The organism is Algoriphagus chordae, from assembly GCF_003254055.1.
In the GTDB taxonomy this organism is placed as follows: domain Bacteria; phylum Bacteroidota; class Bacteroidia; order Cytophagales; family Cyclobacteriaceae; genus Algoriphagus; species Algoriphagus chordae.
On sequence record NZ_QKZT01000008.1, the window covers coordinates 205,683 to 228,362 of the forward strand.

At 40.1% G+C, this 22,680-nt stretch carries 22 protein-coding genes; 15 read left to right on the forward strand and 7 right to left on the reverse strand.

What is annotated here, in order from left to right; genetic code table 11:
* Nucleotides 1–251 precede the first annotated feature (251 nt).
* The 6 genes from LV85_RS10915 (at nucleotide 252) to LV85_RS10940 (ending at nucleotide 4,973) form a co-directional block, all read left to right on the forward strand.
* The gene (locus tag LV85_RS10915) at nucleotides 252–812 is read left to right on the forward strand and encodes a LemA family protein (protein WP_111319267.1); all 561 of its coding nucleotides are present in this window, start codon (nucleotides 252–254) and stop codon (nucleotides 810–812) included.
* A 58-nt stretch (nucleotides 813–870) separates the two neighbouring features.
* Entirely contained in the window at nucleotides 871–2,553 is a 1,683-nt protein-coding gene (locus LV85_RS10920; RefSeq protein ID WP_111319269.1) for a DUF2207 domain-containing protein, read from the forward strand.
* A 23-nt stretch (nucleotides 2,554–2,576) separates the two neighbouring features.
* A complete protein-coding gene (locus tag LV85_RS10925; protein ID WP_111319271.1) occupies nucleotides 2,577–3,107 on the forward strand; it encodes a hypothetical protein in 531 nt (176 codons plus the stop codon).
* A 53-nt stretch (nucleotides 3,108–3,160) separates the two neighbouring features.
* Entirely contained in the window at nucleotides 3,161–3,679 is a 519-nt protein-coding gene (locus LV85_RS10930; protein WP_111319273.1) for a DUF1648 domain-containing protein, read from the forward strand.
* Nucleotides 3,672–4,376 carry a hypothetical protein gene (locus tag LV85_RS10935; protein WP_111319275.1) on the forward strand — a complete coding sequence of 235 codons (705 nt, stop codon included), beginning with the start codon at nucleotides 3,672–3,674 and terminating at the stop codon, nucleotides 4,374–4,376. The genes LV85_RS10930 and LV85_RS10935 overlap by 8 nt, the downstream gene beginning before the upstream one ends.
* Nucleotides 4,377–4,439: 63 nt before the next feature.
* Nucleotides 4,440–4,973 (forward strand): dihydrofolate reductase family protein, encoded by a 534-nt coding sequence (locus tag LV85_RS10940; protein ID WP_111319277.1) that lies wholly within the window; start codon nucleotides 4,440–4,442, stop codon nucleotides 4,971–4,973.
* 221 nt (nucleotides 4,974–5,194) lie between these two features.
* On the opposite strand, the gene LV85_RS10945 is transcribed toward LV85_RS10940, so the two are convergent.
* From LV85_RS10945 to LV85_RS10955, 3 genes are read right to left on the reverse strand one after another with little or no spacing between them, the layout of a single operon-like run.
* Nucleotides 5,195–5,977 carry an SDR family NAD(P)-dependent oxidoreductase gene (locus LV85_RS10945; protein WP_111319279.1) on the reverse strand — a complete coding sequence of 261 codons (783 nt, stop codon included), beginning with the start codon at nucleotides 5,975–5,977 and terminating at the stop codon, nucleotides 5,195–5,197.
* Nucleotides 5,978–6,033: 56 nt separating this feature from the next.
* On the reverse strand, nucleotides 6,034–7,140 hold the full coding sequence (locus LV85_RS10950) for a sugar phosphate isomerase/epimerase family protein (protein ID WP_111319281.1): 1,107 nt from the start codon (nucleotides 7,138–7,140) through the stop codon (nucleotides 6,034–6,036).
* A gap of 11 nt (nucleotides 7,141–7,151) precedes the next feature.
* Entirely contained in the window at nucleotides 7,152–9,698 is a 2,547-nt protein-coding gene (locus LV85_RS10955) for a DUF7133 domain-containing protein (protein WP_111319283.1), read from the reverse strand.
* Nucleotides 9,699–9,924: 226 nt separating this feature from the next.
* Here LV85_RS10955 and LV85_RS10960 point away from each other — a divergent pair, with 226 nt between their 5' ends.
* From LV85_RS10960 to LV85_RS10975, 4 genes are all read left to right on the forward strand, one after another.
* Nucleotides 9,925–11,058, forward strand: coding sequence for a DEAD/DEAH box helicase (locus tag LV85_RS10960; RefSeq protein WP_111319285.1), 1,134 nt, complete (start codon nucleotides 9,925–9,927; stop codon nucleotides 11,056–11,058).
* 222 nt (nucleotides 11,059–11,280) lie between these two features.
* Entirely contained in the window at nucleotides 11,281–13,041 is a 1,761-nt protein-coding gene (locus LV85_RS10965) for an arylsulfatase (protein WP_111319287.1), read from the forward strand.
* Between the two features lie 32 nt (nucleotides 13,042–13,073).
* Entirely contained in the window at nucleotides 13,074–13,229 is a 156-nt protein-coding gene (locus LV85_RS10970) for a TMEM175 family protein (RefSeq protein WP_111319289.1), read from the forward strand.
* A gap of 172 nt (nucleotides 13,230–13,401) precedes the next feature.
* The gene (locus tag LV85_RS10975; protein WP_317046444.1) at nucleotides 13,402–14,637 is read left to right on the forward strand and encodes a multidrug effflux MFS transporter; all 1,236 of its coding nucleotides are present in this window, start codon (nucleotides 13,402–13,404) and stop codon (nucleotides 14,635–14,637) included.
* Between the two features lie 251 nt (nucleotides 14,638–14,888).
* On the opposite strand, the gene LV85_RS10980 is transcribed toward LV85_RS10975, so the two are convergent.
* Nucleotides 14,889–16,307 carry a cellulase family glycosylhydrolase gene (locus LV85_RS10980; RefSeq protein WP_111319362.1) on the reverse strand — a complete coding sequence of 473 codons (1,419 nt, stop codon included), beginning with the start codon at nucleotides 16,305–16,307 and terminating at the stop codon, nucleotides 14,889–14,891.
* A gap of 183 nt (nucleotides 16,308–16,490) precedes the next feature.
* Here LV85_RS10980 and LV85_RS10985 point away from each other — a divergent pair, with 183 nt between their 5' ends.
* From LV85_RS10985 to LV85_RS11005, 5 genes are all read left to right on the forward strand, one after another.
* Nucleotides 16,491–17,372, forward strand: a complete 882-nt coding sequence (locus LV85_RS10985; protein WP_111319293.1) for a cation diffusion facilitator family transporter — start codon at nucleotides 16,491–16,493, stop codon at nucleotides 17,370–17,372.
* Nucleotides 17,373–17,456: 84 nt separating this feature from the next.
* Nucleotides 17,457–17,840 (forward strand): SpoIIAA family protein, encoded by a 384-nt coding sequence (locus LV85_RS10990; protein ID WP_111319295.1) that lies wholly within the window; start codon nucleotides 17,457–17,459, stop codon nucleotides 17,838–17,840.
* A gap of 57 nt (nucleotides 17,841–17,897) precedes the next feature.
* Nucleotides 17,898–19,175 carry a chloride channel protein gene (locus LV85_RS10995; protein WP_111319297.1) on the forward strand — a complete coding sequence of 426 codons (1,278 nt, stop codon included), beginning with the start codon at nucleotides 17,898–17,900 and terminating at the stop codon, nucleotides 19,173–19,175.
* 106 nt (nucleotides 19,176–19,281) lie between these two features.
* The gene (locus tag LV85_RS11000) at nucleotides 19,282–19,578 is read left to right on the forward strand and encodes a cupin domain-containing protein (RefSeq protein ID WP_111319299.1); all 297 of its coding nucleotides are present in this window, start codon (nucleotides 19,282–19,284) and stop codon (nucleotides 19,576–19,578) included.
* A 76-nt stretch (nucleotides 19,579–19,654) separates the two neighbouring features.
* On the forward strand, nucleotides 19,655–20,152 hold the full coding sequence (locus LV85_RS11005; RefSeq protein ID WP_111319300.1) for an aminotransferase: 498 nt from the start codon (nucleotides 19,655–19,657) through the stop codon (nucleotides 20,150–20,152).
* 344 nt (nucleotides 20,153–20,496) lie between these two features.
* Here LV85_RS11005 and LV85_RS11010 read toward each other — a convergent pair whose 3' ends face one another.
* The 3 genes from LV85_RS11010 to LV85_RS22395 are packed head-to-tail and all read right to left on the reverse strand — an operon-like array spanning nucleotide 20,497 to nucleotide 22,665.
* On the reverse strand, nucleotides 20,497–21,186 hold the full coding sequence (locus LV85_RS11010; RefSeq protein WP_111319302.1) for a sugar transferase: 690 nt from the start codon (nucleotides 21,184–21,186) through the stop codon (nucleotides 20,497–20,499).
* A 51-nt stretch (nucleotides 21,187–21,237) separates the two neighbouring features.
* On the reverse strand, nucleotides 21,238–22,071 hold the full coding sequence (locus tag LV85_RS11015; RefSeq protein ID WP_111319304.1) for a glycosyltransferase family 2 protein: 834 nt from the start codon (nucleotides 22,069–22,071) through the stop codon (nucleotides 21,238–21,240).
* 12 nt (nucleotides 22,072–22,083) lie between these two features.
* Nucleotides 22,084–22,665: a DapH/DapD/GlmU-related protein gene (locus LV85_RS22395; RefSeq protein ID WP_111319306.1), complete on the reverse strand. Its 582-nt coding sequence runs from the start codon at nucleotides 22,663–22,665 to the stop codon at nucleotides 22,084–22,086.
* Nucleotides 22,666–22,680 lie beyond the last annotated feature (15 nt).

Genomic DNA, 22,680 nt, shown 5'->3' on the forward strand with positions numbered 1-22,680 from the left:
TTGATAAAAACTATGACTCTTTTGTGTTTGCGATGATAACAACAGCTAGCTATTGAAATTAGGATTTCTGACTTATCAGGAATTGGGGATCCCATTCACTAGGAATGTTTCTTTCCCCCTCACCAGCATTTCAATGCTCCTCATTTTCTTGAGTTTTCAATAAAAGTTGGTACTTTGAAAATGTAATTTATTGAAAATTGAAAGTTTTTTTATGATAGTTATTTCATCCCTCAACTAAAATCCAAATCACTATGGCAGTACTCCTTATTATTATTGGAATAATTGTGCTACTGGGAGTCATCCTAGTTGGCATATTCAACCGATTTGTAAAAAACAAAAACACAGTCAAGGATGGTTGGAGTAATATAGACGTGGCCCTTAAGCGACGCTATGATCTAATTCCAAATCTAGTAGAAACTGTAAAAGGTTATGCCAGTCACGAAAAAGACACCTTGGAAGCTGTAATCCAAGCGAGAAATGCAGCGATGGCAGTTCCCTCTGATGATATCAACAAGCAGATTCAAGCGGAGAATCAACTTCAAAAAACCCTAAGAAGCATCTTTGCTTTGAGTGAGGCTTATCCAGACCTGAAGGCAAACACCAACTTCCTTCAGCTACAAGATAAACTGAATGAGATAGAAGAAAACCTAGAGCGGGCAAGACGCTACTACAATGGCACTGTCCGCGAAAACAATACTTACGGAGAAAGCTTCCCTGGAGTACTTGTCGCTGGAATGTTCAATTATCAGCATTTTGACTATTTCGAAGCTGAGCCAGAAAGTCGTGAAAATGTGAAAGTTAGTTTCTCTTGATTGAAGTTTAAAACCAGTTAAGAATCATCTAGACTTCTGCCAATACATGAGTGTTATTATGAAAAAAATAGTATTTCTTATCCTCCTAGTTTTTGGGCAGCATCAAATCTTCGCTCAAGATTTCAGTGTTAGCTCTTATGATGTGGATATCACTATTCACAAGGAGGGCTACTTTGATGTGGTGGAGAAATACGATCTGAATTTCAAAATCCCAAAGCATGGGATTTATCGGAATATTCAGACTTCCTACGAAATGCTGAATGAAGCTGGGGAGCAAGAAACACGAAAGATCAAACTCAGTAACATTAAGGTTCCGGGATATAATTTTGAAGCTCCTTCTGCATTTGGGCAGAAAATGTCCAACAACCTTCAAATCAAAATCGGTGATGCCGCTATTTACCTGGAAGGCCCACAACAGTATACGATCAGCTATCGTGTCGAAAATGCTTTTCTTCATGAAAGTGAAGCCATACAATTCTACTGGAACATCAAACCTAGCGATTGGGATGCTCCATTCCATAAAATCAACTTTCGAATTCACCTTCCTGATGGCATTGAGCTAAGTTCGGACGAGCACTTTGTATATGCTGGCAGGCGTGGTAATGATACACCAACTGAAGATTTTGAAACTCGATTTGCTAATGGAGAATTCTCTGGAGTAAGCAAACCCGACCTAGTTTCATCTGGCGGTGAAGCTGTCACGGTTCTCTTGAAATTGCCATTGGGCAGTATCAAAGAGATCAAGCCTTTCTGGCCATTTTGGACAGATTACGGCTGGACAATCATTGTTGCACTTTACTTTTTTGTTTTCTATTGGATCTGGAGAAAACACGGAAAGGATGATCATGCGACTACCACCACAAGCTATTACCCTCCCAAAGGTATGGACCCTGCCATGGTCGGTTTTCTCATAGACGACTCAGGAGACACACATGACCTCATTGCATTGATTCCCTTTTGGGCATCAAAAGGGTATTTGACCATTGAAGAAATTGATGAAAAAGGATGGTTTGCAAAGGATGATACGAAACTCACCAAATTGAAGGAGATCAATCAAGGTGCTCCATTATACCAGCGCCAGGTATTCAATGGCCTGTTTAGTGACGGATCGGAGGTTTTGGTGAGCAGCCTGAAAGACAAGTTTTACACCACCATGGGAAAGGCTAAAAGCTCTCTTAGGGACGCTGCACAGAAGTATTACATCAACAAATCCCGCAGAATCAGAAATTATACAATGATTGGCTTTGCTGTTACTTTTTGCATACTTGTACTCGTCTTTATGTTTTACTGGGGATTTATTGCTGCAGCTGCCATCACGGTCTCTTTTGTGTTTTTATTCATTATGGGTCAGTTTTTAATCAAAAAAAATGAGAAGGGAACAGCAATTTTATCGGAGCTAAAAGGCTTCAAACAATTCATTAAAGTAGCCGAAGAGAACAAACTCAAAATGCTACTCAAAGAAGATCCTTCCTATTTCGAATCCACAATGAGCTATGCACTGGCTTTTGGCATGTTTGATAAGTGGGCAAAGAAATTTGATGGCCTTAATTTGCAACCACCAACTTGGTATTATTCTTCCACCGGCAGAATGATGTCTATGAATCATTTCTCCAAATCCTTTACTAATTCTATCAAGTCAACTCAGTCCACCATGATCAGTTCACCTTCAAGTTCGGGTAGTTCGGGTGGTGGTGGATCATCTGGAGGCGGTTTTGGCGGCGGTGGCGGCGGAAGCTGGTAAGAAAACTAAAAATCAAGATTGACATGAAAAAAACAAGCATCCTAATAATCGCACTTTTTGCCATTTCGATGACACTTCATGCGCAAGAAACTAGCGACAAATACCTCAGCAAGGTGCAGACACTTGACAGTACAATTGAGACATTGTACGGAGTGATTTCAGGCAAAAAAGGTGAAGAGCGAAATTGGGAGTTGTTTAAATATTTGTTTCATCCAGATGCCAAGTTGATCCCTACGGGCAAAAACCAAGCTGGAGAAATAGGAGCTACCTTCATGACTCCAGAAGATTATATTTCCAGAGCTGGAAAAATGTTGATGGACATCGGTTTTTTTGAGGTAGAAAGCCACCGAACTGTTGACACCTTTGGAAATATTACCCAAATATTCAGCACTTACAATTCCTATAATAATGAGTCTATGGAAACGCCATTTATGCGCGGAATTAATAGTATTCAGTTGCTAAACGACGGCAAAAGATGGTGGATCATTAGTATTTATTGGATGCAAGAATCTCCAGAAAACCCAATTCCAAAGCAGTATTTGCCGAAGAAATAAAATTTTAGAAATCTGCAGCTCAACACTATTCAGCCAGCTGATTTTACCCATAGATGGAAGAAAGACCAAGGATCAAATTAAAGCTCGGCATCATAGATATAGTCCTTGAAATACTCGGCTGGTTGGCAATCCTAGCTATATGGGGATTGGTTATCGCTAAATATTCGAGCTTACCTGATTCCATTCCAACCCATTTCAATGCTGCTGGACAACCAGATAGTTTTGGAGGAAAAGCCACGCTATTTGTTTTACCAATCATGGGTACGCTTACCTTTCTAGGATTAACATTCCTAAATATGTTTCCTGAAATCTTCAACTACCCAACGGACATCACAGCGGCTAATGCTTCCGCTCAGTATTTAAATTCAACACGAATGATGAGATATCTAAAGATGATTCTGGTTGTCATTTTTGGCCTTATCGTTTTCAATAAGATTCAAATTGCCACCGAACTTAAAAGCGAAATGGGGATTTGGTTTATACCTGTCTCACTTTTATTGATGTTTGTTCCTTTGATTTATTTTATCTCAAATTCATTTAGAATCAGTAAGAAATCACAAGTCGATGAATAAAGAGCAACTCAAAAAAGATATTTTCCCAGCAGAGTTAATGCTCCAACTCTTCAGAGATATCCCTGATGTTGAATCCAAAATAAGGATGGTCAATGAATACATAGAGAAAGTTCACGGTGTCTATGATGAGGATGTGCTTCTAATAAAGCAGCAAAACCAAATAGCCCACATATACTGGATATCAGAGCAGCACGAGCAATCGATTCATCATTTCGAAATAGTAGTAGAAAGTATGGAGGTTGAAGACTATCCATCTCTGTATTTCCTCGCACTTAATTTATTGATTAGAGGTAATCGCATCTTATCGAATTATAAAGCTGCAGAAAAATGGGTTGCACTTGCATTTGAAAGTTCAGGGATTTTCAATCCTGCTGAAAACTTGATTAACCTAAATGATTACGCTGATTTACTCACTGAGTCAGGGAAAGTTTTTGAGAACAAACACATGCCCTTGATACAATCAATAATTGATGAATATGGCTTTCCTGAGAAATTGGAAGATCCGATTACCACTATTCGATCAATGAGAAAGAGTTACCAGTATTGGGCGAGGAAACTAGGGGAAATGGAATTGAAATCAGCAGAGTCCAGTTTGACTGATAACATTTTAGCCTATGAGAATTATACTAAATCTTGTGAAATTGGATGGTTTAGAAATTATGCTAGCAATTCTTTGGATAGATTGAAAAGCAAATAGTACATTCAAGAGGCTTGTGCTAGACCAATATAACCACTTAGCACTTTCATAAATCTCTCCAAAATGAAAAACAGCGTATTTATAGCCACCAGCCTAGACGGTTTTATTGCTGGAAAAAACCATGAACTGGACTGGCTTTCTACCTTCCCGGAAATTGATCATATCGACACTGGGTTCAATGAGTTCACTGCTGGCATCGACGCGCTTCTCATGGGAAGAAACACCTTTGAAGTAGTTGCTGCTTTTGAAGGAGAGTGGTTTTACAAAAAGCCTGTGTTTGTCTGGAGTAATTCATTGGCGGAGATCCCCGAAAAACTTAAAGACAAGACTTTTCTGGTCAAAGGAAGTATCTTAGAAGTGCTCGCCGAAATCCACGGCAAAGGTTTTCATAAGCTATACATCGATGGAGGTAAAACCATTCAGAGTTTTCTAAAAGAAGATCTAATTGACGAAATGATCATTACGACAATCCCCGTATTATTGGGATCGGGCATTCCAATGTTTGCAGAATTACCTAAGCAACTGGTTTTTGAATGCATCAAATCAACTCGCTTTCTTGATAAAGTCGTACAAAACCACTTCATCAGGGCTAGATAAAAATACCTCGGGAGAATATTTAGCAGTTCTATTTATCGATAAATTTCCAGATTAACTTTTGCCATTTTCTAGCTAACTAACTTCTATTAGCTACTATTATCCAGCAGATTTAATTCTGATCGACACTATATAACTGAACTCTCTGATTATAAGGATCGCCTGGGACTTTTTAAGATCCTATACACTTTGCGCCGTCGCGCCGTTGCGAGATCATTGTACCATTACCTCGCTGTCCAGCCCCCATCTACGGTCAGCATAGAACCCACCATGTAAGTTCCAGCATCAGAAGCCAAGTAAATCGCAGCTCCCTGGATTTCTTCCAATTTCCCCCATCGGCCAAGTGCTGTAGCCCCTACCACAAACTTTTTCCCTTCTTCTGTATCAGCAATTGGCATATTCATTTCTGTCAAAAATGGTCCTGGACAAATCGCATTCACAGTGATATTGAATGGAGCGAACTCCAATCCAAGTGCACGAGTCATCTGAACAACCGCACCTTTACTGGAAGCATAAGGCGTTCTGTTCGATAGCCCAACCAATCCCAGTGTACTCGCCAGATTGATAATACTTCCTTTGCCAGCTTCCTTCATGTAAGGAGTCACAGCTTTACAGCAAAGCCAAGTTCCGGTTACATTGATATCCATCACTTTACTGAACTCCTCCAGTTGCAATTCATCGATCGCACCTCGGATATTGATTCCCGCAGAGTTGATCAGGATATCTATTCTGCCAAAAGCATCGAACGCGGCTTTTGCCATGGCTTCTGTTTGCTCCTTATTCACTACATCTGCTTCAAAGGCAAAGGCTTCCACGCCATAGAGTTCTGCAATTCTATTAGCTGACTCCTCTCCTTCTTTCAGCGTTCGGCTAACCAGCATCACATTTGCGCCAGCAGAAGCAAGACCTTCGGCCATAGCTAAGCCAAGTCCTTTGGAGCCACCCGTGATGATAGCTGCTTTTCCACTTAGGTCAAAAAGTTTGATTCCAGGTAATTTATCAGACATGATTTATCAGTTTACTAATTATACAAATCTTACTACTCATTATATACTAAAAACACTCAGCCCAATCCCAGTGAACTCCGACTATATTCCAGACATGCCAACACATTCTTCTCTTCGAAAGCTAACTGTTCCTCCTTGCTCATCCCTTTTACCTGAGGCAAATCTCCTTTGAATTGATTCTCTTCCATCAGCCTCTCCATTCTATACACATCTAATCCTGATAAATGATCGAAGGTAGCCCAATAACTATCCTTCATACAAGGAATTTCCAAGGGATCGCGGGTTATCATTTCCAAACTAAAGTTGATCTGTGGATTATGTTCCTTGCAAAGCTCAACGGCCCATTTCAAATCAACAATGCCTTCGCCCAAGGGAACCTCAGAAAGCAAAAATCCATCCTCATAATCCTTTACCCCCATATCTTTCACATGAGTAGAAAAGGCCATTGGTGCTAATGTTTCGATTACATCTTTCGGGGTTTCCATAAATGAAACATTGTTCCCAAAATCTAGGGTCACCCCTACCCAGGCACTTCCAATTTTATGGATAACATGCCTTAACTCTTTGGATGCCCAATCTTTATGGTTTTCTACCGCCAATTTCATCTTATGCTTTCCGACAATTGGTTCAGCTAGCTCTATTGACTCTATCGCTTTTTTTCTAAATTCCTTGTACTCAGTCAATGTATTGAAATTCACATAGCGTCTTCCGCTTAGACAAGCAGTCCGCAAAACGGAAGCTCCGGCTTCCTTTGCTGCCAAAACCTCAGATTCAAATTTTGCAAGCTCATTCTTTTCCTTTGGTAGACCGATGCTTCCTTCCAGATACAACCCAGCCTTTTCGCGAGCATCACGCACTTGTTTTGCAAAATCTGAAGACCAGCCATTTACCATTGTCTGTACTCCCCCTGCTCCTATTTCCTTGCAATGAGCTATCAAGCTCAAGGCATTTTCAAATCCTGGATACTTATTACTAGGTGTATCCGAATGCCACCTCGCAGCATAGGAATGCACGACTATTCCCATAGAAACACCAGCTAGTGAACTCGGTACATCGGGAAAAGGAAATGTTAGCGCCAAAGCTCCCAAGCCGGCTTTTTTCAGAAAATCTCTCCTTTCTGTTTTTTCCTTTGGACAAGGTGGATGAAATGGTAAGGTAAACATGAGGTCATGGTTTATTGGTTTTCTTCAGCTGGTATGGTTTTCATATGCTCATTTAATTCCTCTGCTTTCCACGGATAAACTCTCCCCTGAGTAGTAAGTCGAATCTTCCCAACCGTCCTTCTTGAAACCGGCGCAGCTTGATTACCCCACTCATTTCTAATATAAGTCAAAATCGCAGCAATGCTCGCATCATCCATGGTAGAATGTGCCGGCATCACAGGAAGAATATCTGGTGCATCATAAGTTATGCCTGATACCTCAATCGGACCTTCCAGTCCATGCAAAAGTATCATGGACAGCCTTCTTTCATCTCCCAGCACCCAGTCCGAGTCAACCAATGGAGGCCCCATCCTTGTAGCCCCTCCTCCATCTGAACCATGACAGCCCGCACAGGTGACTAGGAACTTTTGTCTGCCTTCGGCAAATTGAATTAATGCTTGTTCATCTAGTTGACTTTCCACAACAGCCACTTCCGAAGGCTCGAAACCTGGCCAAGAAAACATTCGCTTCAGCATGTCCACACGTCCTTCATCAATAGGAAGGTCAGTGCGTCTAAATAAAGCTGGCTCAGCCGCTAAGGCAATCGGCTTACGATCCTTCAAATTAGCTGCTTGAATGGATATCCCTGAAATCAGGATGTTTTGCTTCCAGTTCAATTCGCCCTTGCCATTCGCCAAGCCTAATAATCCCGTAATTTCTTTAGCATCTCCCTTTTTAATAATTGCACTTGCTAGCGTTTCTAGGAAAATCTCTCTATTGGGATCTGAATTTTCCCAATTTGAGCTATTCCACAATTCCGTTAAAAGTTCATATTCTCTATTTGCCAAACTACTCATCATCGCATCACGAATGAGCGCATCGGCTCCGTGATTTTGAAAAACCGTGGCTAATAATTTACCCTGAGAAGAAGCAGAAAGCACATTACTACTCAATGCCAACTGAAGAGCTTCAACCACACCAGCTTTGGCTGCAGCTGCTTCCATATACTGTCCTAACTTTTGACTTGTAGCAGCGGAAGTTTCCGCGAAAGGCTCCATTAATCTCAATGCAGTGCTTTTTAATAGTACCGAAGAGTTTTCCAAAATCTGAAATAGCAAGTCATCGGAAACCAAGCCCAAACCTTCTAAAGTCCACAGTGCATGAAACTGCCCCATTTCACTTGCCTGCTTATCCAAAATCAAATTGATTAAGGCATCCTTTACACTTGGATCATTGCGCTCCACCAATAATCGCTGGGACATATCTCTATACCAGCCATCTTCATCCGATAGCAAGACGATCAATTCATCATTGCTAGCTTGAGAAAGTTTCGGCATCGTCCTAGCGCTTTCTCCAGAAGGCACTATCCTCCATATTCTACCCAGATGAACAGGGAATTCTAGGCCTCGCCCGATCGTTTGCTCTCTCAAATAAGGAGTAAGGTATTCTCCATGCTGAATCAAACCGCGATACATATCTGCGATGTAAAGTGCGCCATCTGGCCCGGTAGCAAAATCCACTGGTCTAAAACGCTCATCGGTGGACGCAAGAAACTCTGTACCTGGATGCGGGTCTTTTCCTTCCAAAAGATTACCAGTTTGGGTAATCACATTTCGCTTCACCAAATTCCCAGCAGGCTCTGCCACGAAAGCATTTCCATAAAATTCATCAGCAAAAAGTGTTGCTCTATAGATCCATGGCGAACAAGCAGCAGTGAATTCCATCAAGCGTTGCTCATCATTCAATACTCCAGGAATGTAACCCCGATTGACTGCCGGCGTGACACGTATAGGAAATACTCTCCGATCTTGACTCACGCCAAAATCAATTCCAGTGGAAGTTTTGTGATTAGGGTTTCTGGAAAGGTAATTTGGCGGAACCAAGTCAGCGTGGAGCTGTGACCAATTGTAATTATAAAACAATCGACCTTGATCATCCTGACTGATTCCCCACTGTCCTCGAAACTCAGTTTGTTCTTTGATCCATTCACCATTCTGATATTTATAGCGGATTTTCGATTTAGCATTGTAATACCAGTTGTCCACATTTCGAAGCAATCCATTGTCCGAATGTTCAGGATTCCCAGTGGAAGCATAGGTAGAGTCCAATAATACTTTTGTATCTGCTTTCAGATCGCCATCTAAATCCTGTGTGACCCAAAGCGAACTGTTTTCAGCTACGAGTACTCCATCTGCGAAAAACCCAATGGCACGTGGCATAACCAAACTATCCATGTAAATGGTGCTTTTATCCATCAGACCATCACCATTTTCATCCTCAAGCACCGAGATTCTACCTATGGGCTTATCTTCTTCAGATCCCAGTGTATCCGTCATAAACCCACGCATCTCGATCACCCAAAGTCTCGCATCTTCATCAAACGTGATAAAAACTGGGTCCTCCACCATGGGTTCAGACGCCACCAGTTGGATTTCAAAACCGGATTCTAACTGAAAAGTTGCCTTTTCTTCTTCGGCAGTTTGAGCGGGAGATGGGTTTTGGGAATCTTTATTTTCTTTGGCACAAGAGGCCAGTAACATTACTATGAAAAAGTAATGGACAATCCGAGTATTCAGCATTCTACAAACAGGCGTTTTGGGTTTGACAAATCGCTCACTACTTTATGTCACTTACAGTGAGTAGGAGTTCAATTTGAGTCTGTTACAATTTGAAACATATTAAGCAGAATCACAACCTTGATTTACAACAACGGCAAATTTGACTAAATCATACAAATGAGATCAAGATCTGCTAAAAGCTGAGATAATAATTTCCAAGCCTTAACTTTACACAAAACTAGCGCCCATGAACTTTTCAGATTTAGGACTTTCCAAGCAAATACTTGATGCAATCAAAAAAGCCAATTACGATAGTCCTTATCCTATACAGATAGAGGCCATCCCAGCTATTTTGCAAAAGAAAGACCTGCTCGGAATAGCTCCTACTGGCTCTGGAAAGACTGCTTCTTATATCCTCCCTATCCTTCAAAGACTTCAGGAAAAAGATGCAAATAAAGGGAGAATGATACCAGTTTTGGTCTTAGTTCCTACTCGGGAATTAGCCAGCCAAGTAGCGGAAGTAACAGAGAATTTTGCGCGATTTCTGAATAGACCTGTCAAAGCTCTAGCCGTTTTCGGTGGAGTATCCATCAATCCGCAGATGATGAAAATCTATGGGACTGATATCCTAGTAGCTACGCCAGGTCGTTTATTGGATTTGCTTTCCAAAAACTCGCTGAATCTTAATCAAGTGGAAGTTCTTGTTTTAGACGAAGCTGATAAAGTATTAAATATGGGCTTCAAAGAGGAAGTCGATCAGATCCTCGAAAAACTTCCCAAAAAACGCCAAAACATACTTTTCTCTGCGACAAGTGAAGAATCTGTAGAAGGACTGATCAACGAGATGCTCCATGAGCCAGTTCGTATTTCTGCCGAACCTGATACTGTTTCCCCGGATCTCATCGAGCAGTATGCCTATAGAGTTCCCATGGAGCAAAAAGGGCCTTTTCTTCGCTACTTGATCAATTCAGGCGACTGGTCACAGATTTTAGTTTTTGCTTCATCTATCCGCGCGGCAAATAATATCGTAACCAAGCTCAACAAAAATGGCATTGACGCCTTGGCTTTTCATGGAGACAAAAGTCAAGGTGCTAGAACGGAAGCTTTACATCGATTCAAATCTGGTAAAACAAGGATTCTGGTTGCAACGGATTTGGCTGCAAGAGGAATAGACATCAAGTTTTTGCCACTGGTGATCAATTACGAATTGCCAAGATCTCCAAAGGACTATGTGCACAGAATCGGTAGAACAGGCCGTGCTGGCGCAACTGGAGAGGCTATTTCCTTGGTAGCGGAGGAGGATCTGCATCACTTCAAAATCATCCAAAAGAAGATGAAAAAGCATGTGCAGCTGAGAAGTATTGATGAGATTGAGTTTTAAAGATAAGCTATAAAGTCTCCCGCAGATTATCGCTGATAACTATCGTGGATTTTCGCAAAATATTTCGTTTTCAGTTTGAATGAATAATTCAAAAAATTCAAGTCTACCTGCGTGTCATTGCTTCGTGTATTTGCGGGAAATAAAAACACTCATTCAGTCACAGTATAGCTATTCTCCCAAAAGCATATATTTTTAGACTATTATTACCCACCTAATTTTAGTATGATGCACATTCAAGGTTCCCTATCCACACTAATACTTTTTTTATCTCTCAGTTTTAGTTTTGCGCAGCAAGCTTCCAAAGCTCCCAATATCATCCTAATCATCACCGACGATCAAGGCTACGGAGACCTAGGCGCAACTGGCAACCCACATATCAATACGCCGACTATCGATGCATTTGCAGCGGAAAGCGTGCGGTTCACTAATTTCTATGTGTCTCCAGTTTGTGCGCCGACGAGAGCAAGCTTGATGACAGGCCGGTATTCTCTTCGAACTGGTGTACGTGACACCTACAATGGTGGTGCAATGATGGCAGAGTCAGAAATCACGATTGCTGAATTATTGAAATCAAAAGATTATGCGACTGGGATTTTTGGCAAATGGCACCTAGGTGATAATTACCCAATGCGCCCAAGTGATCAGGGATTTGATGAATCTGTAATACACCTTTCTGGTGGTATGGGGCAAGTGGGTGATTTCACTACCTATTATCAGGGAAATCGTAGCTATTTTGACCCGGTACTTTGGCACAATAATGAGCAGGAAAGCTACGCAGGATACTGCTCGGATATATTTGCAAACGAGGCAATCAATTTTATAGAGAAAAATAAGGATAAGCCATTCTTCACCTACTTATCTTTCAATGCGCCGCATACGCCACTGCAGGTACCAGACGAGTATTATCAAAAGTACAAGAACATTGATCCTACAGCTGGTTTTGGAAAGGATGGCAAGCCATTCTATCCTATGTCTGAAAAAGATAAAGAGGATGCAAGAAGAGTCTATGCGATGGTGGAAAACATCGATGATAACCTAAATAAGCTTTTCCGAAAATTAGAGGAGTTGGGGATTGACGATAACACGGTTGTCATATTTATGACTGACAATGGCCCTCAGCAGCAGCGATATCTGGCTGGGCTAAAAGGTCTGAAAAGCAGCACCTACCAGGGTGGAATTAGAGCGCCATTTTTCATTCGCTATCCCGAAGGATTTAAAGGAAACAAAGATATCTCCACCTTAACAGCACACTTGGATGTACTTCCCACGCTGGCGGACATTGTTGGTTTTGAAGTTCCTACAGACCGAAAAATAGATGGCCACAGCATGCTACCACTGATAAAAGGTGAAAATACTGAGGCCTCTGACCGTAGTTATTTTGCTTACTGGACGAGAAAGTACCCTGAACTTTATCAAAACATTTCAATCCAAAAGTCCGGTTGGAAATTGGTTGGGAATACAGATTACAATTCTGAAATCGAGAAATTCGATTTATTCAATCTGAATGAAGATCCTTATGAGCAACATAACATAGTGGCCAAAAACAGCGCGAAGGCAAAAGAACTGAAATCTGAAATGGACGCTATCTACATTGACTTGATCAACGAAGAAAATCAAAAAACTCCAGCAGTCATTCAAATCGGTAACCCAGCTGAAAACCCAACAATTCTTAACAGAAATGATGCTTCCGGAGAGCGTGGAATGTGGGCTCAGGAAGACATATTTGGCTATTGGAATGTCAGCGTCGAACCTGGTCTGTATGACATTCGAGTGAAATTCGTGAAACCAGTACCCCCTCAGGGAAAAATGACAATTGAGACCTCCAACTATGCAAATATCGCTTTTGATAAATCGAGCGGACCTGTGGATATCTTAGAGATGAAAGGTGTCAATCTTCAAGAAATCAAAGGACAATTAGTCCCATTCTATGAAGTGAAAGGCCAACGTTATTTCCCTTTTTGGATTGAGCTGACAAAAAAATAATCAATGATTTGCCTTTTTACACTCAGTAAATCATGAACAAAAATAGGCGAGAAGCATTCTCAGATTGTATTTTGGCAATTGTCATTACGATCATGGTAACTGAGAGCAAAGTACCGCATGGAGAGCAAAGAACTGAATATTTACCATCAACTATTCTTTGGCAATTCCCGAACCATCCAGAATCTTAGGTTTAGGATGGTTTATTTTTTGAATAATAAACCAAGCAATTATCGATTCCTCAACACATTCTTATCAGAACTGATTAATTCATAAAAAAATAAGCTGATATTTACGAACTCATTAACAGTCAAGCCTGTTTAGCCCAGATAGTCAGTAGTTGAAGATCAAAATATTTTTAGGGTGGAAAAGAAATACAGCAAAACGGAATACTTTAAGATTATACTAGTACTAGGTGCTCTGTGTACAATCAGTCCTTTCTCTATCGACATGTATCTCCCCGGTTTCCCGGAGATGGCAGAGACGCTGAATACGCCTATTTCTAATATTCAGCTTTCTCTCACTGCCTATCTGGTTGGTATTGCCATTGGTCAGTTATTTTATGGACCACTATTAGATAAATATGGCCGTAAAAAACCACTCTACGCAGGCTTGGCTATTTACATCCTTGCATCTATAGGCTGCGCAATGTCACAGTCTGTAGAAAACCTGATTTTCATGCGCTTTCTTCAGGCTATTGGAGGATGTGGGGGAATGGTTTCTGCTCAGGCTATTGTTAGAGATATTTTCCCTGTTAAAAAGACTGCGCAGGCCATGTCATTGCTTGTATTGGTAATCGCAGTTTCTCCAATGATCGCTCCTACTTTAGGTGGATTTATAACTTCTGCCTATGATTGGCACTGGGTCTTTATCATTCTTGCCGTCTTGACGGCCATTATTTGGGTAGCTACTGTAGTGGTACTTCCTGAAGGGGCACTGCCAGATCGAGAGGTCTCACTAAAGCCAAAGAAGGTATGGAAAAGCTACATTAAGGTTCTTGAGAATCGTCAATTCCTAGTATACATGCTCGCAGGAGGAATTGCGGGCGCTGCTCCCTTTGCGTATATCGCCAGTTCAGCAGATGTATTTATGAACCTGTATGGTTTGACCGAACATCAATTTGGTTGGCTTTTCGCAATTCTCGCTTTTGCTATGATTGGTTCTACACAGCTCAATCATATTTTACTCAAGAAATATACCTCACAGCAAATCATAAACTTCTCTTTACACTACCAAAGTGTAACGGGAATCGTTTTGGTACTTGGAGTGTTTTTCAACTTTTTCAATCTATATACCCTGATAGGAACGATGTTTATTTTCCTTACAGCCCATGGATTGAATGGTCCAAATACTACAGCACTTGCAATGGCTCCATTTTCTAAAAATGCCGGATCAGCCTCAGCCATGTTAGGTAGTATGCGAATGGCAATTGGCGGAATCGTAACAGCCATAGTCAGTTTATTCCATGCCAGTTCAGCATTTCCAATGGCTGCAGGAATGGCTATTTGTGCATTCGGAGGTTTTATAATATTGAAAATGGATCAGAAGATACCTGGAACCATTAGTCGTGAACGAAAAACCGAGGCATTTGCCTCTTAGAACATATATAGGTCGAAAGCCGGAGTTCATTATGAATTCCGGCTTTTTATTTTCACAGCGGTGAGCGCAGAGTTTTACACAGAGATAGCACCATAAATGAGATTTTTCAAAGTAGCCTAAGCTTCCATTCAGGGACAAGAATGTCGTTGGGAAATATTGGTAGTCGTGAATAAAGATACAGCACCTAGGGAGGTTTTTGGGATTATGAATCACATTTTCTCTACAAAGGCACCATTCCTTCGGTGATAGTTTTACTCCCCAGCATTGATGATGGCCTTAATCATATCGGGATAAATCTGTGCTCCTGAACTCCTATTGAAAAGTGCAAAACCATAATCCCCTGCATAACCATTATCCCAATAAAACGGCACTAGTCCATGATCTGTAGCACTTTTGGTAATGTAGTGCAGGTAATATTCACGATAGACATCATTGTCACTAGCCTTCTTATCTATCGCCCCATATTCCCCCATTAAAACAGGGGTACCTTCATCAATAAATTTGGTTTTCATCTTTTGAAACTGTCCATCAGCAAATGATTCTCTGCCATAAGAGGCCGTTTTGGAAGCATCAGTAGCATCCTTACCCCACTGAGTGATGGTCTCATCTTCTCTCAATGCAAACTCATACGGATCATAATAATGAACCTCCACCATCAGTCGTCCCTCGGTTTGATCCGAAGGCATTTCGAAGAAGCTTAGACCATAATCGATGTTGGTATTAAATGTCTGAACGGCAAGATTTCTATACGTATTCCTACCACCAGTAGATCTCACAGCATCCACAAAGGTCTGATTAAATGAATTCTGAACCTGATAGTATTCAGGTTTAGGAGCACTATAATCACCGTCTACCATCACTTCATTCGTCCCAGCAAATAGAAGGTGGTCATCGTAATCACGGAAATTAAGTGCGATTTGAATCCACATTTTCTCCAGTCTATCATTCACATAGTCTTGCTGTGCATAGGTTGGCTGCATCCATCCTTCATCCCAGTGAATATTCATCACCGCATACATATCATTGTCTATCACATAGTCTACGACCTCCTGGACCCTAGCCATCCAAGCGGCATCAATCGTGAATTTATCAGCGTTTGAAAACTTACTCCAAGCCACTGGAATCCTTACCGCATTGAAACCAGCAGCTTTCACCTGATCAATCAGAAGTTTACTGGTCTCTGGATTTCCCCAGGCAGTTTCGCTACCGATAGCCTCAAGCGTATTTCCCAAATTCCAGCCTTTGCCCATTTCCTGAGCCAATTCCAGATTTGGTATTTCACGCATTCCAGTCTTATCAGCAGGAATATAGTAGGAAGGAAAAGAAAAAGTTTTAGCTTCTTGGGTGATGGCAATTGGCTGGACAATCGTGATGTATCTGACATTTAATTGTGCGGTCCGAACCTCCTCAGAATCATTTGGATTTAGCGTTATAGAAATTTGAGCATTTCCAGACCCTGATGTAGGACTAATTTTCACCCAAGGAGCACCGGTATCAATAGTCCAGCTTTGATTACTAGTGATTGTCAAAATTTGAGTTTCTTCCTCAGCCCCAAATTGAAGCGAACTAGGAGAAGTAACTAAGGTTGCTGGATCTTCATCATTTCCGCAGGAGAAAAAACTCAGAGAAAGAAATAGCAGGATTGCCAGTAATCGAAAAGGCTCATTCATAGGGCTTTGTTTTGCAGCTCTAAAAGTATTCAATCCGTTCCTATCAAAAGGGGTGTAAATGTTAGACAAAAGGGATTCATTTGTTACTTGGCATAGCAAAACGAGAAAGTATTCGTTCTAATCAGCAAACCCATCCCAAAAAGATTAATCCCTACTTTTGAAAATCTCTCATAAGTCACAGCCATGAGCAACTCAAATCTTGCAGTCCGTACAGTCATTTTCAGCATGCTGGGCAATGTGGCTTTGGCGACAATTAAATTTCTGGCTGGCATATTTGGAAATTCTTACGCGCTGATTGCAGATGGTATAGAGTCAGTCGTCGACGTTTTCGCTTCTGTACTTGTACTCCTTGGATTGAAATATTCTGCAAGGCCAGCAGATGAGAATCATCCTTACGGCCATGGTAAAGCAGAGCCTTTGGTGACTTTTTTGGTAGTAGTATTTCTAGTTGTTTCGGCTGGTACCATTGCTTGGCAGGCTTATCAGCATATTGTCACGCCACACAAACTACCCAAACCTTTTACACTGGTCGTTTTGGCTGTTATCATTATCTGGAAGGAAATCTCATTTCAGGTGGTCATGGCGCGAAGTAAAAAGCTAAAAAGCAGCTCATTAAAAGCGGAAGCCTGGCATCATAGAAGCGATGCTATAACTTCTATCGCAGCTTTTATAGGGATCACCATAGCCATTTTTGGCGGAGAAGGTTTTGAGGTAGCAGATGATTATGCTGCCCTTTTAGCGGTAGTCTTCATACTTTTTAATTGTTACAAAATATTCAGGCCAGCACTAAGTGAAGTAATGGATGAGAATAATTACGAGGAGATGACAGCCCAAATCCGACAAATATCACTGACAGTACCAGGTGTAAAAGGAACTGAAAAATGTTTTATCCGAAAAGCTGGGATGGAATATCATGTCGATTTGCATGCACTAGTAGACGGCGAACTAACAGTAACTAAAGGTCATGATATTTCGCATCAGCTGAAGGACAAACTATGCAAAGTGATCCCTGAACTTGGGAATGTTTTGATTCATATTGAACCATATGAAGGAAATGTGAACTAAGAGCACTATGTGTTGTTTAAAGACTAATAGGGGTAATAAAAATAGCAAAGGGCTATCCCATTTAACCACATAAATAATACAGCCATGGTAGACCAAATCAAAACTTTCGACAAAAATGTATTAGCAATTACTGTAATCGATAGCTTCACTGAAAATGACGAGAATATCTGTCAAAAGTGGATGCAAGAAAAACTAGATCAGGGTTTTGATCAGGTAAATATTCTTGTCAAAATCGATGAAATGAAAATCTCAGGATCCAGTACCAAAGCTTTTTTCGAAGATTCTCTTTATATTCTTCGCAATTACAAGAAAATGGGACACATCGCTGTGGTAGCACATTCCAAAATTCTAAAAGCGCTTATTCCTATTGACAACTTGTTTTTCCAAAGAGCTAGCAAAGGTCGCCACGAACGTTACTTTGATGTTTCACAGCTTGATGAGGCATTTGAATTTGTAAATCCGAACTAGGCAAGGTTACTTCGCATTTGCGAAAATAATTTCCTTTAACCTAATTCAATTCATCAGTTGAAATTAAAGAGAAGAAGAAATTTAGTCAAAGCACTAGACATTCTTGATCAGCCGATCCGATTCAACCCTTTTCTGTTTAGTCGCAGTTTTTTGCTGTGGGCTTTACTTGGCTTGATCGGAGGAGCTATAGCTGGTGTATACTGGATTATTCTTGAATTCCTGACTCAAAAAATTGCAATTTTTGAAGGCTGGGAAGTCATTCCTGTAATGGCTATTTGTGGCCTTCTTGCGGGCCTAGTTATTCATTGGATAGGAGATCCTGGCGAAATACACCTGATCGTCAACAACATTCGCTTCAATAAAGGGAAGCTTGACCCAAAAAACAATCCCTCCATGGTCATCTCATCCCTTTTGTGTGTAGCATCAGGAGGAAGTCTTGGTCCCGAGGCTCCACTCGTGCAGGTGACAGGTTCTACCGGCACATGGCTTGGAAAAGTATTTCGTTTGAAGGGTGAAGATTTACGCTCAATGAGCATTGCTGGTATGGCTTCAGGCTTTACAGCACTTTTTGGAGCTCCACTTGGAGGCAGCCTTTTTTCTCTAGAAATCCTACATCACAAGCATGCAGTGGAATATTACAAGGCAATAATTCCAGCCTTAGTAGCGAGTTGTTTTAGCTACTTGATTTTTGCACTAATTATCCAACTTGGACTTGGAGCGACTTGGAATGTAGCGGCCTACGAATACACAGGAGTATTCGATTTTGCCTATGCAGTTTTATTCGCAATTGCCGCCACCGCTATTGGTTGGGGATATATTTTCTGTACCAAATTCTTCAAGAGTTTGTTCAATAAAAAGCAGCTCCCTATCTATGTCAAAACACTCATTGGAGGTGTACTTTTAGGTTTGATTTCCTATTACTTCCCGATTACGCGCTATTTTGGACATGAGGAAATCAACGAGTTATTAGCTGAAGATTTCGCGCTTAAAGCCTTGATCGCCATCCTAATTTTCAAAATCCTGGCGATCTCTATCACTGTCACCTCAGGATGGAGAGGCGGGTTTATCATTCCCTTGTTTTTCGTTGGAGCGACTCTAGGCTTGATTATTCATCAAGTTTTCCCAGATACTAATCTTACCCTTGCCATTGTGAGTTGCATGGCAGGTATCAATGCATGTGTCACCAGAACACCGATGAGCACAACCATTTTACTGGCGACACTTACTGGTTTCACCTACTTTATCCCCATTCTTTTTGCAAGTTTGATGGGATATTTCCTTGCTCCTAGGATCCCATTTATAGGATCTCAAATGGAAACAAAGAGCGATTATTGAGTAAAGAATGTGTATTTTAGACACTTTTCGTAGCTGTTGGAAAGGCTTTTCGCAAAAGAATCCCTATTTTATAATTCATTACTTTTTTCAATAAACCCATGTACTCATGAATATCCTTGAAAATTTAGCCTTTGCTTCAGAACGCCCTTCCGTTTGCCCTATCCAGCGAACTGACAAGACAAATTATTTCGCCATTGGACTGCTTCATGAACAAATTTTAAAAAAGCATACTGCAAACGTTCCTTCCCTTTTGACTGTCGTAAAGGGAGAAATAGAATTTTTCATAAATGGAGAAACTATTCACCTGAAAGAATTCGACACCTATGATATTCCTGTGATGGTGGAGCATGAGGTAAAAGGTGTGAAGGACAAAAACATCTTTACGATAGTACAGGAAAAGTAAAATAAGAGACTTCTATATTTTGAGACGACAACCAAAATAATTAGAACCTTTTTTTACTTTCCGAAGTACAATCAGTATGCAAACCTTAGAAAAAACAGATTTTAAAATTGAAAACACTTCCTTGAAAGGTGATTTCAAATTGACTGAAAAGGGAAGAAAAATACTGGAACTCAAGTACAAAAACTGGTATTCAGGGGTTGCAGAAACTTATCTGGATCGAGAGAAAATTCAACTCAAACCAAAGAATTGGTGGTCAGGAAAAATAGATATTTTCAAAAACAGCAAAAGGATTGGTGAAATCTCACATAACTCTAAACTTCATCTAAACATCAGCCTAGAAAATGAGGATAGAATTGAAAAAATTTATATCCTGAAAAACACAGGGAATTGGAAAATCAAATTTGAACTCAGTTCTGAGTCCGGAGAAAAACTAATGATTCTAACTCCAACCAACACCTGGAAAAAACTAAATTTCGATGTGCAGGTACTTGATAAGAACTTACATGCGGAAGAATTGATGATCTACTCCGCTTATGCCTGCAAGTTGTATTACGCCTACGTTTCAGCTGGGTAAAAGTAGTCAACGTTAAGTAACAATAGACAAACTTCTTGCTGGTCTTAAATAGAATTCATCCCAACATCCCCGCAATAAAAAATCCAGCGTAGATCCCCAGCGCATTCCCCAAACTCCCCACTAAAACTCCGGGAATAAGCAAATCGGGGCGGTTTAAACTTCTAACAAACAATTGTGTAATCATCTTGTATAAAATACTCCTAAAGAAAACTGAATTATAAATCCAGAATCAAATTAGATGAAATTAACTCAAAAAAAATGGCCAGTTGAAACTGGCCATACTTGCTTTAAACATCTTGAAAAATCATTCACGATAAAGCAAATTATCTATAATACTTACACACTTAATACGCATTTTTATTATCGAATAATATACATTTAACTGTTTCCCATATAATCAGTATATCTATAACGAACTTCCATTTCTTAATATAAAACAGATCATACTTAATTCGGCATCGAATGTCATAATTATTTCTAATTTCTCCGCGAAATCCTTTACATTGAGCCAATCCAGTAATGCCAGGCTTAACATAATGCCTATTCATGAATTTTTGAATTTCATGCGAATAAGCCCTATTCATGGCTATCGCATGAGGCCTAGGTCCAACTACAGACATGTCCCCAAGTAACACATTTATAAATTGAGGTAACTCATCCAAGCTAGTTGTTCTTAAAAAGCATCCAACTTTTGTTATTCTCGGGTCACGCCTATGAGCTTGTTGGAAATTCCTCGCTGGATCATATTTCATTGACCTGAACTTATAGCAAAAAAATGGCTTATTATTTCTGCCATGTCTTAGTTGCTTAAAAATTGGAGGACCAGGAGTCTCAATTCTAATCGCAATAATTATCAGTAAAAACAACCACCAACCAATTGTCAGAAAGAACAACAAGCTAAATGATATATCAAACACCTTTTTGGCGCTAACTTGTAAAATATTAAAATGATTAGATGAACATTCTTTAGAATAAAAATCTTGTCCTAAATAAGGTTCAAATATTTCATGAAAATCTATACTTTCGCTTTTCATAACCAATTAATTAAATATTTAAAAAAAAACACACAAATTAATAGTAAATCACTATTCATCTACTCCCTTCAACTCAATAATTTTTAGAGAAATTTGAGTGAAGTACGACATTTTTAAAATGGAAAAATGAAAACCAATAATTCCATCTAAAAACCCACCATACATTATATAACTACCAAGAAAATATAGAGGACCAACAAATGGAGTTTTCAAAAGACCATACTTAATTTTCTGCATCAACGTAAAGTCTCCTTTATTCAAGTCTAAAAAGCTATAATACCTTTTAGCCTCCCAACTAGAATACTCCATATGCTTAGCCAAGTAGTGGTCAAGATTTTTGAAATCTTGATGTACAATCCTACTTCTAATCGAGCCTGACTTTCCTTGTAAAATCGGGTGCTCATGCACTTCCATATCTAAATTCGACCAATTATCCTCTGCTAAACATTCGTACTCGGCAAAACCAACTTTAAAAAGGGCTAACTTCTTAAGGGGATAACCACCCTTTAGTCTTTTTCCCATGAAAAAATTTGTGTAGTTCAACCAATAGCCATCAATTTGAGGCTCTACAATCTTACTTGAGACTTCATCTTTAAACTCCTGAGTGAGAAACTCATCTGCATCTAGAAATAGAACCCAACTATAATCAAAATTATAATTCCGAAGGAACCAGTTTCTTTTCTTAGGAAACTCTCCATTCCATTTAAAATCAACAACTTCTACTCCAAAATTCGCTGCTATTTCTTTAGTATTATCAGTACTTCCTGAATCAATAACTACCACTTTAGCGGCGAAATTAGATCCTATGCACTTTAAACAATTTGGGAGATTTTTCGCCTCATTCTTTACTGGAATAGCTATAAGTAGATCTAATTTATCTTTCATTAAAATCGCAGGTCAATCTAGAAATATTCTGGGCTTTAGAGGTTCACAAGGAAACCCTGAACAAACCATCCATTTAGGCATATTTTTGGTCACCACAGACCTCGCACCAATAACACAACCATCTCCAATGCTAACTCCTGGATGGATAAAAGCTTCTGCAGCGATCCAAACCCAATCCCCTATATATATAGGCTTAGTAATGAGTGGGAAGCCTCTATATCGATGGTCATGAGTTCCCGCACAAATGTGTACACCCTGAGAAATTATAGTGCGAAATCCTATATGAATAAGGTCTTGGGAATAAATTATACTTCCATCGGCGATACTTGACTCATCTTCCATTTTCAAATTCCAAGGAGCCCAAATTCTTGCTTTAGGATAGATATGGCATTTTCTCCCAATTTGTGCCCCAAAAAGCCTAAGTATAGCTCTCCTCCAGACATGGAAATTTTTAGGCGTATACCTGAAAAACAATAAGCAAACCAGCCACCATATTAGTCTTCCTACTCTGTTTTTGAATGAGAAGGATGGGCCATTTAAGCTATTTCTAGCTGTCAAAAGGTCTATCTTAGTAAATTTCTGTGTAGTTGACATAGTTAGTGAAACTGT

Coding starts and splice junctions, on each gene's coding strand:
- LV85_RS10990 (WP_111319295.1), top strand. CDS start 17,457: ATGGTAGACCAAATCAAAACTTTCGACAAAAATGTATTAGCAATTACT.
- LV85_RS10915 (WP_111319267.1), top strand. CDS start 252: ATGGCAGTACTCCTTATTATTATTGGAATAATTGTGCTACTGGGAGTC.
- LV85_RS22395 (WP_111319306.1), bottom strand. CDS start 22,665: ATGTCAACTACACAGAAATTTACTAAGATAGACCTTTTGACAGCTAGA.
- LV85_RS10960 (WP_111319285.1), top strand. CDS start 9,925: ATGAACTTTTCAGATTTAGGACTTTCCAAGCAAATACTTGATGCAATC.
- LV85_RS10965 (WP_111319287.1), top strand. CDS start 11,281: ATGATGCACATTCAAGGTTCCCTATCCACACTAATACTTTTTTTATCT.
- LV85_RS11005 (WP_111319300.1), top strand. CDS start 19,655: ATGCAAACCTTAGAAAAAACAGATTTTAAAATTGAAAACACTTCCTTG.
- LV85_RS11015 (WP_111319304.1), bottom strand. CDS start 22,071: ATGAAAGATAAATTAGATCTACTTATAGCTATTCCAGTAAAGAATGAG.
- LV85_RS10945 (WP_111319279.1), bottom strand. CDS start 5,977: ATGTCTGATAAATTACCTGGAATCAAACTTTTTGACCTAAGTGGAAAA.
- LV85_RS10935 (WP_111319275.1), top strand. CDS start 3,672: ATGAATAAAGAGCAACTCAAAAAAGATATTTTCCCAGCAGAGTTAATG.
- LV85_RS11010 (WP_111319302.1), bottom strand. CDS start 21,186: ATGAAAAGCGAAAGTATAGATTTTCATGAAATATTTGAACCTTATTTA.
- LV85_RS10970 (WP_111319289.1), top strand. CDS start 13,074: ATGAACAAAAATAGGCGAGAAGCATTCTCAGATTGTATTTTGGCAATT.
- LV85_RS10985 (WP_111319293.1), top strand. CDS start 16,491: ATGAGCAACTCAAATCTTGCAGTCCGTACAGTCATTTTCAGCATGCTG.
- LV85_RS10920 (WP_111319269.1), top strand. CDS start 871: ATGAAAAAAATAGTATTTCTTATCCTCCTAGTTTTTGGGCAGCATCAA.
- LV85_RS10940 (WP_111319277.1), top strand. CDS start 4,440: ATGAAAAACAGCGTATTTATAGCCACCAGCCTAGACGGTTTTATTGCT.
- LV85_RS10980 (WP_111319362.1), bottom strand. CDS start 16,307: ATGAATGAGCCTTTTCGATTACTGGCAATCCTGCTATTTCTTTCTCTG.
- LV85_RS10950 (WP_111319281.1), bottom strand. CDS start 7,140: ATGTTTACCTTACCATTTCATCCACCTTGTCCAAAGGAAAAAACAGAA.
- LV85_RS10925 (WP_111319271.1), top strand. CDS start 2,577: ATGAAAAAAACAAGCATCCTAATAATCGCACTTTTTGCCATTTCGATG.
- LV85_RS10955 (WP_111319283.1), bottom strand. CDS start 9,698: ATGCTGAATACTCGGATTGTCCATTACTTTTTCATAGTAATGTTACTG.
- LV85_RS10930 (WP_111319273.1), top strand. CDS start 3,161: ATGGAAGAAAGACCAAGGATCAAATTAAAGCTCGGCATCATAGATATA.
- LV85_RS11000 (WP_111319299.1), top strand. CDS start 19,282: ATGAATATCCTTGAAAATTTAGCCTTTGCTTCAGAACGCCCTTCCGTT.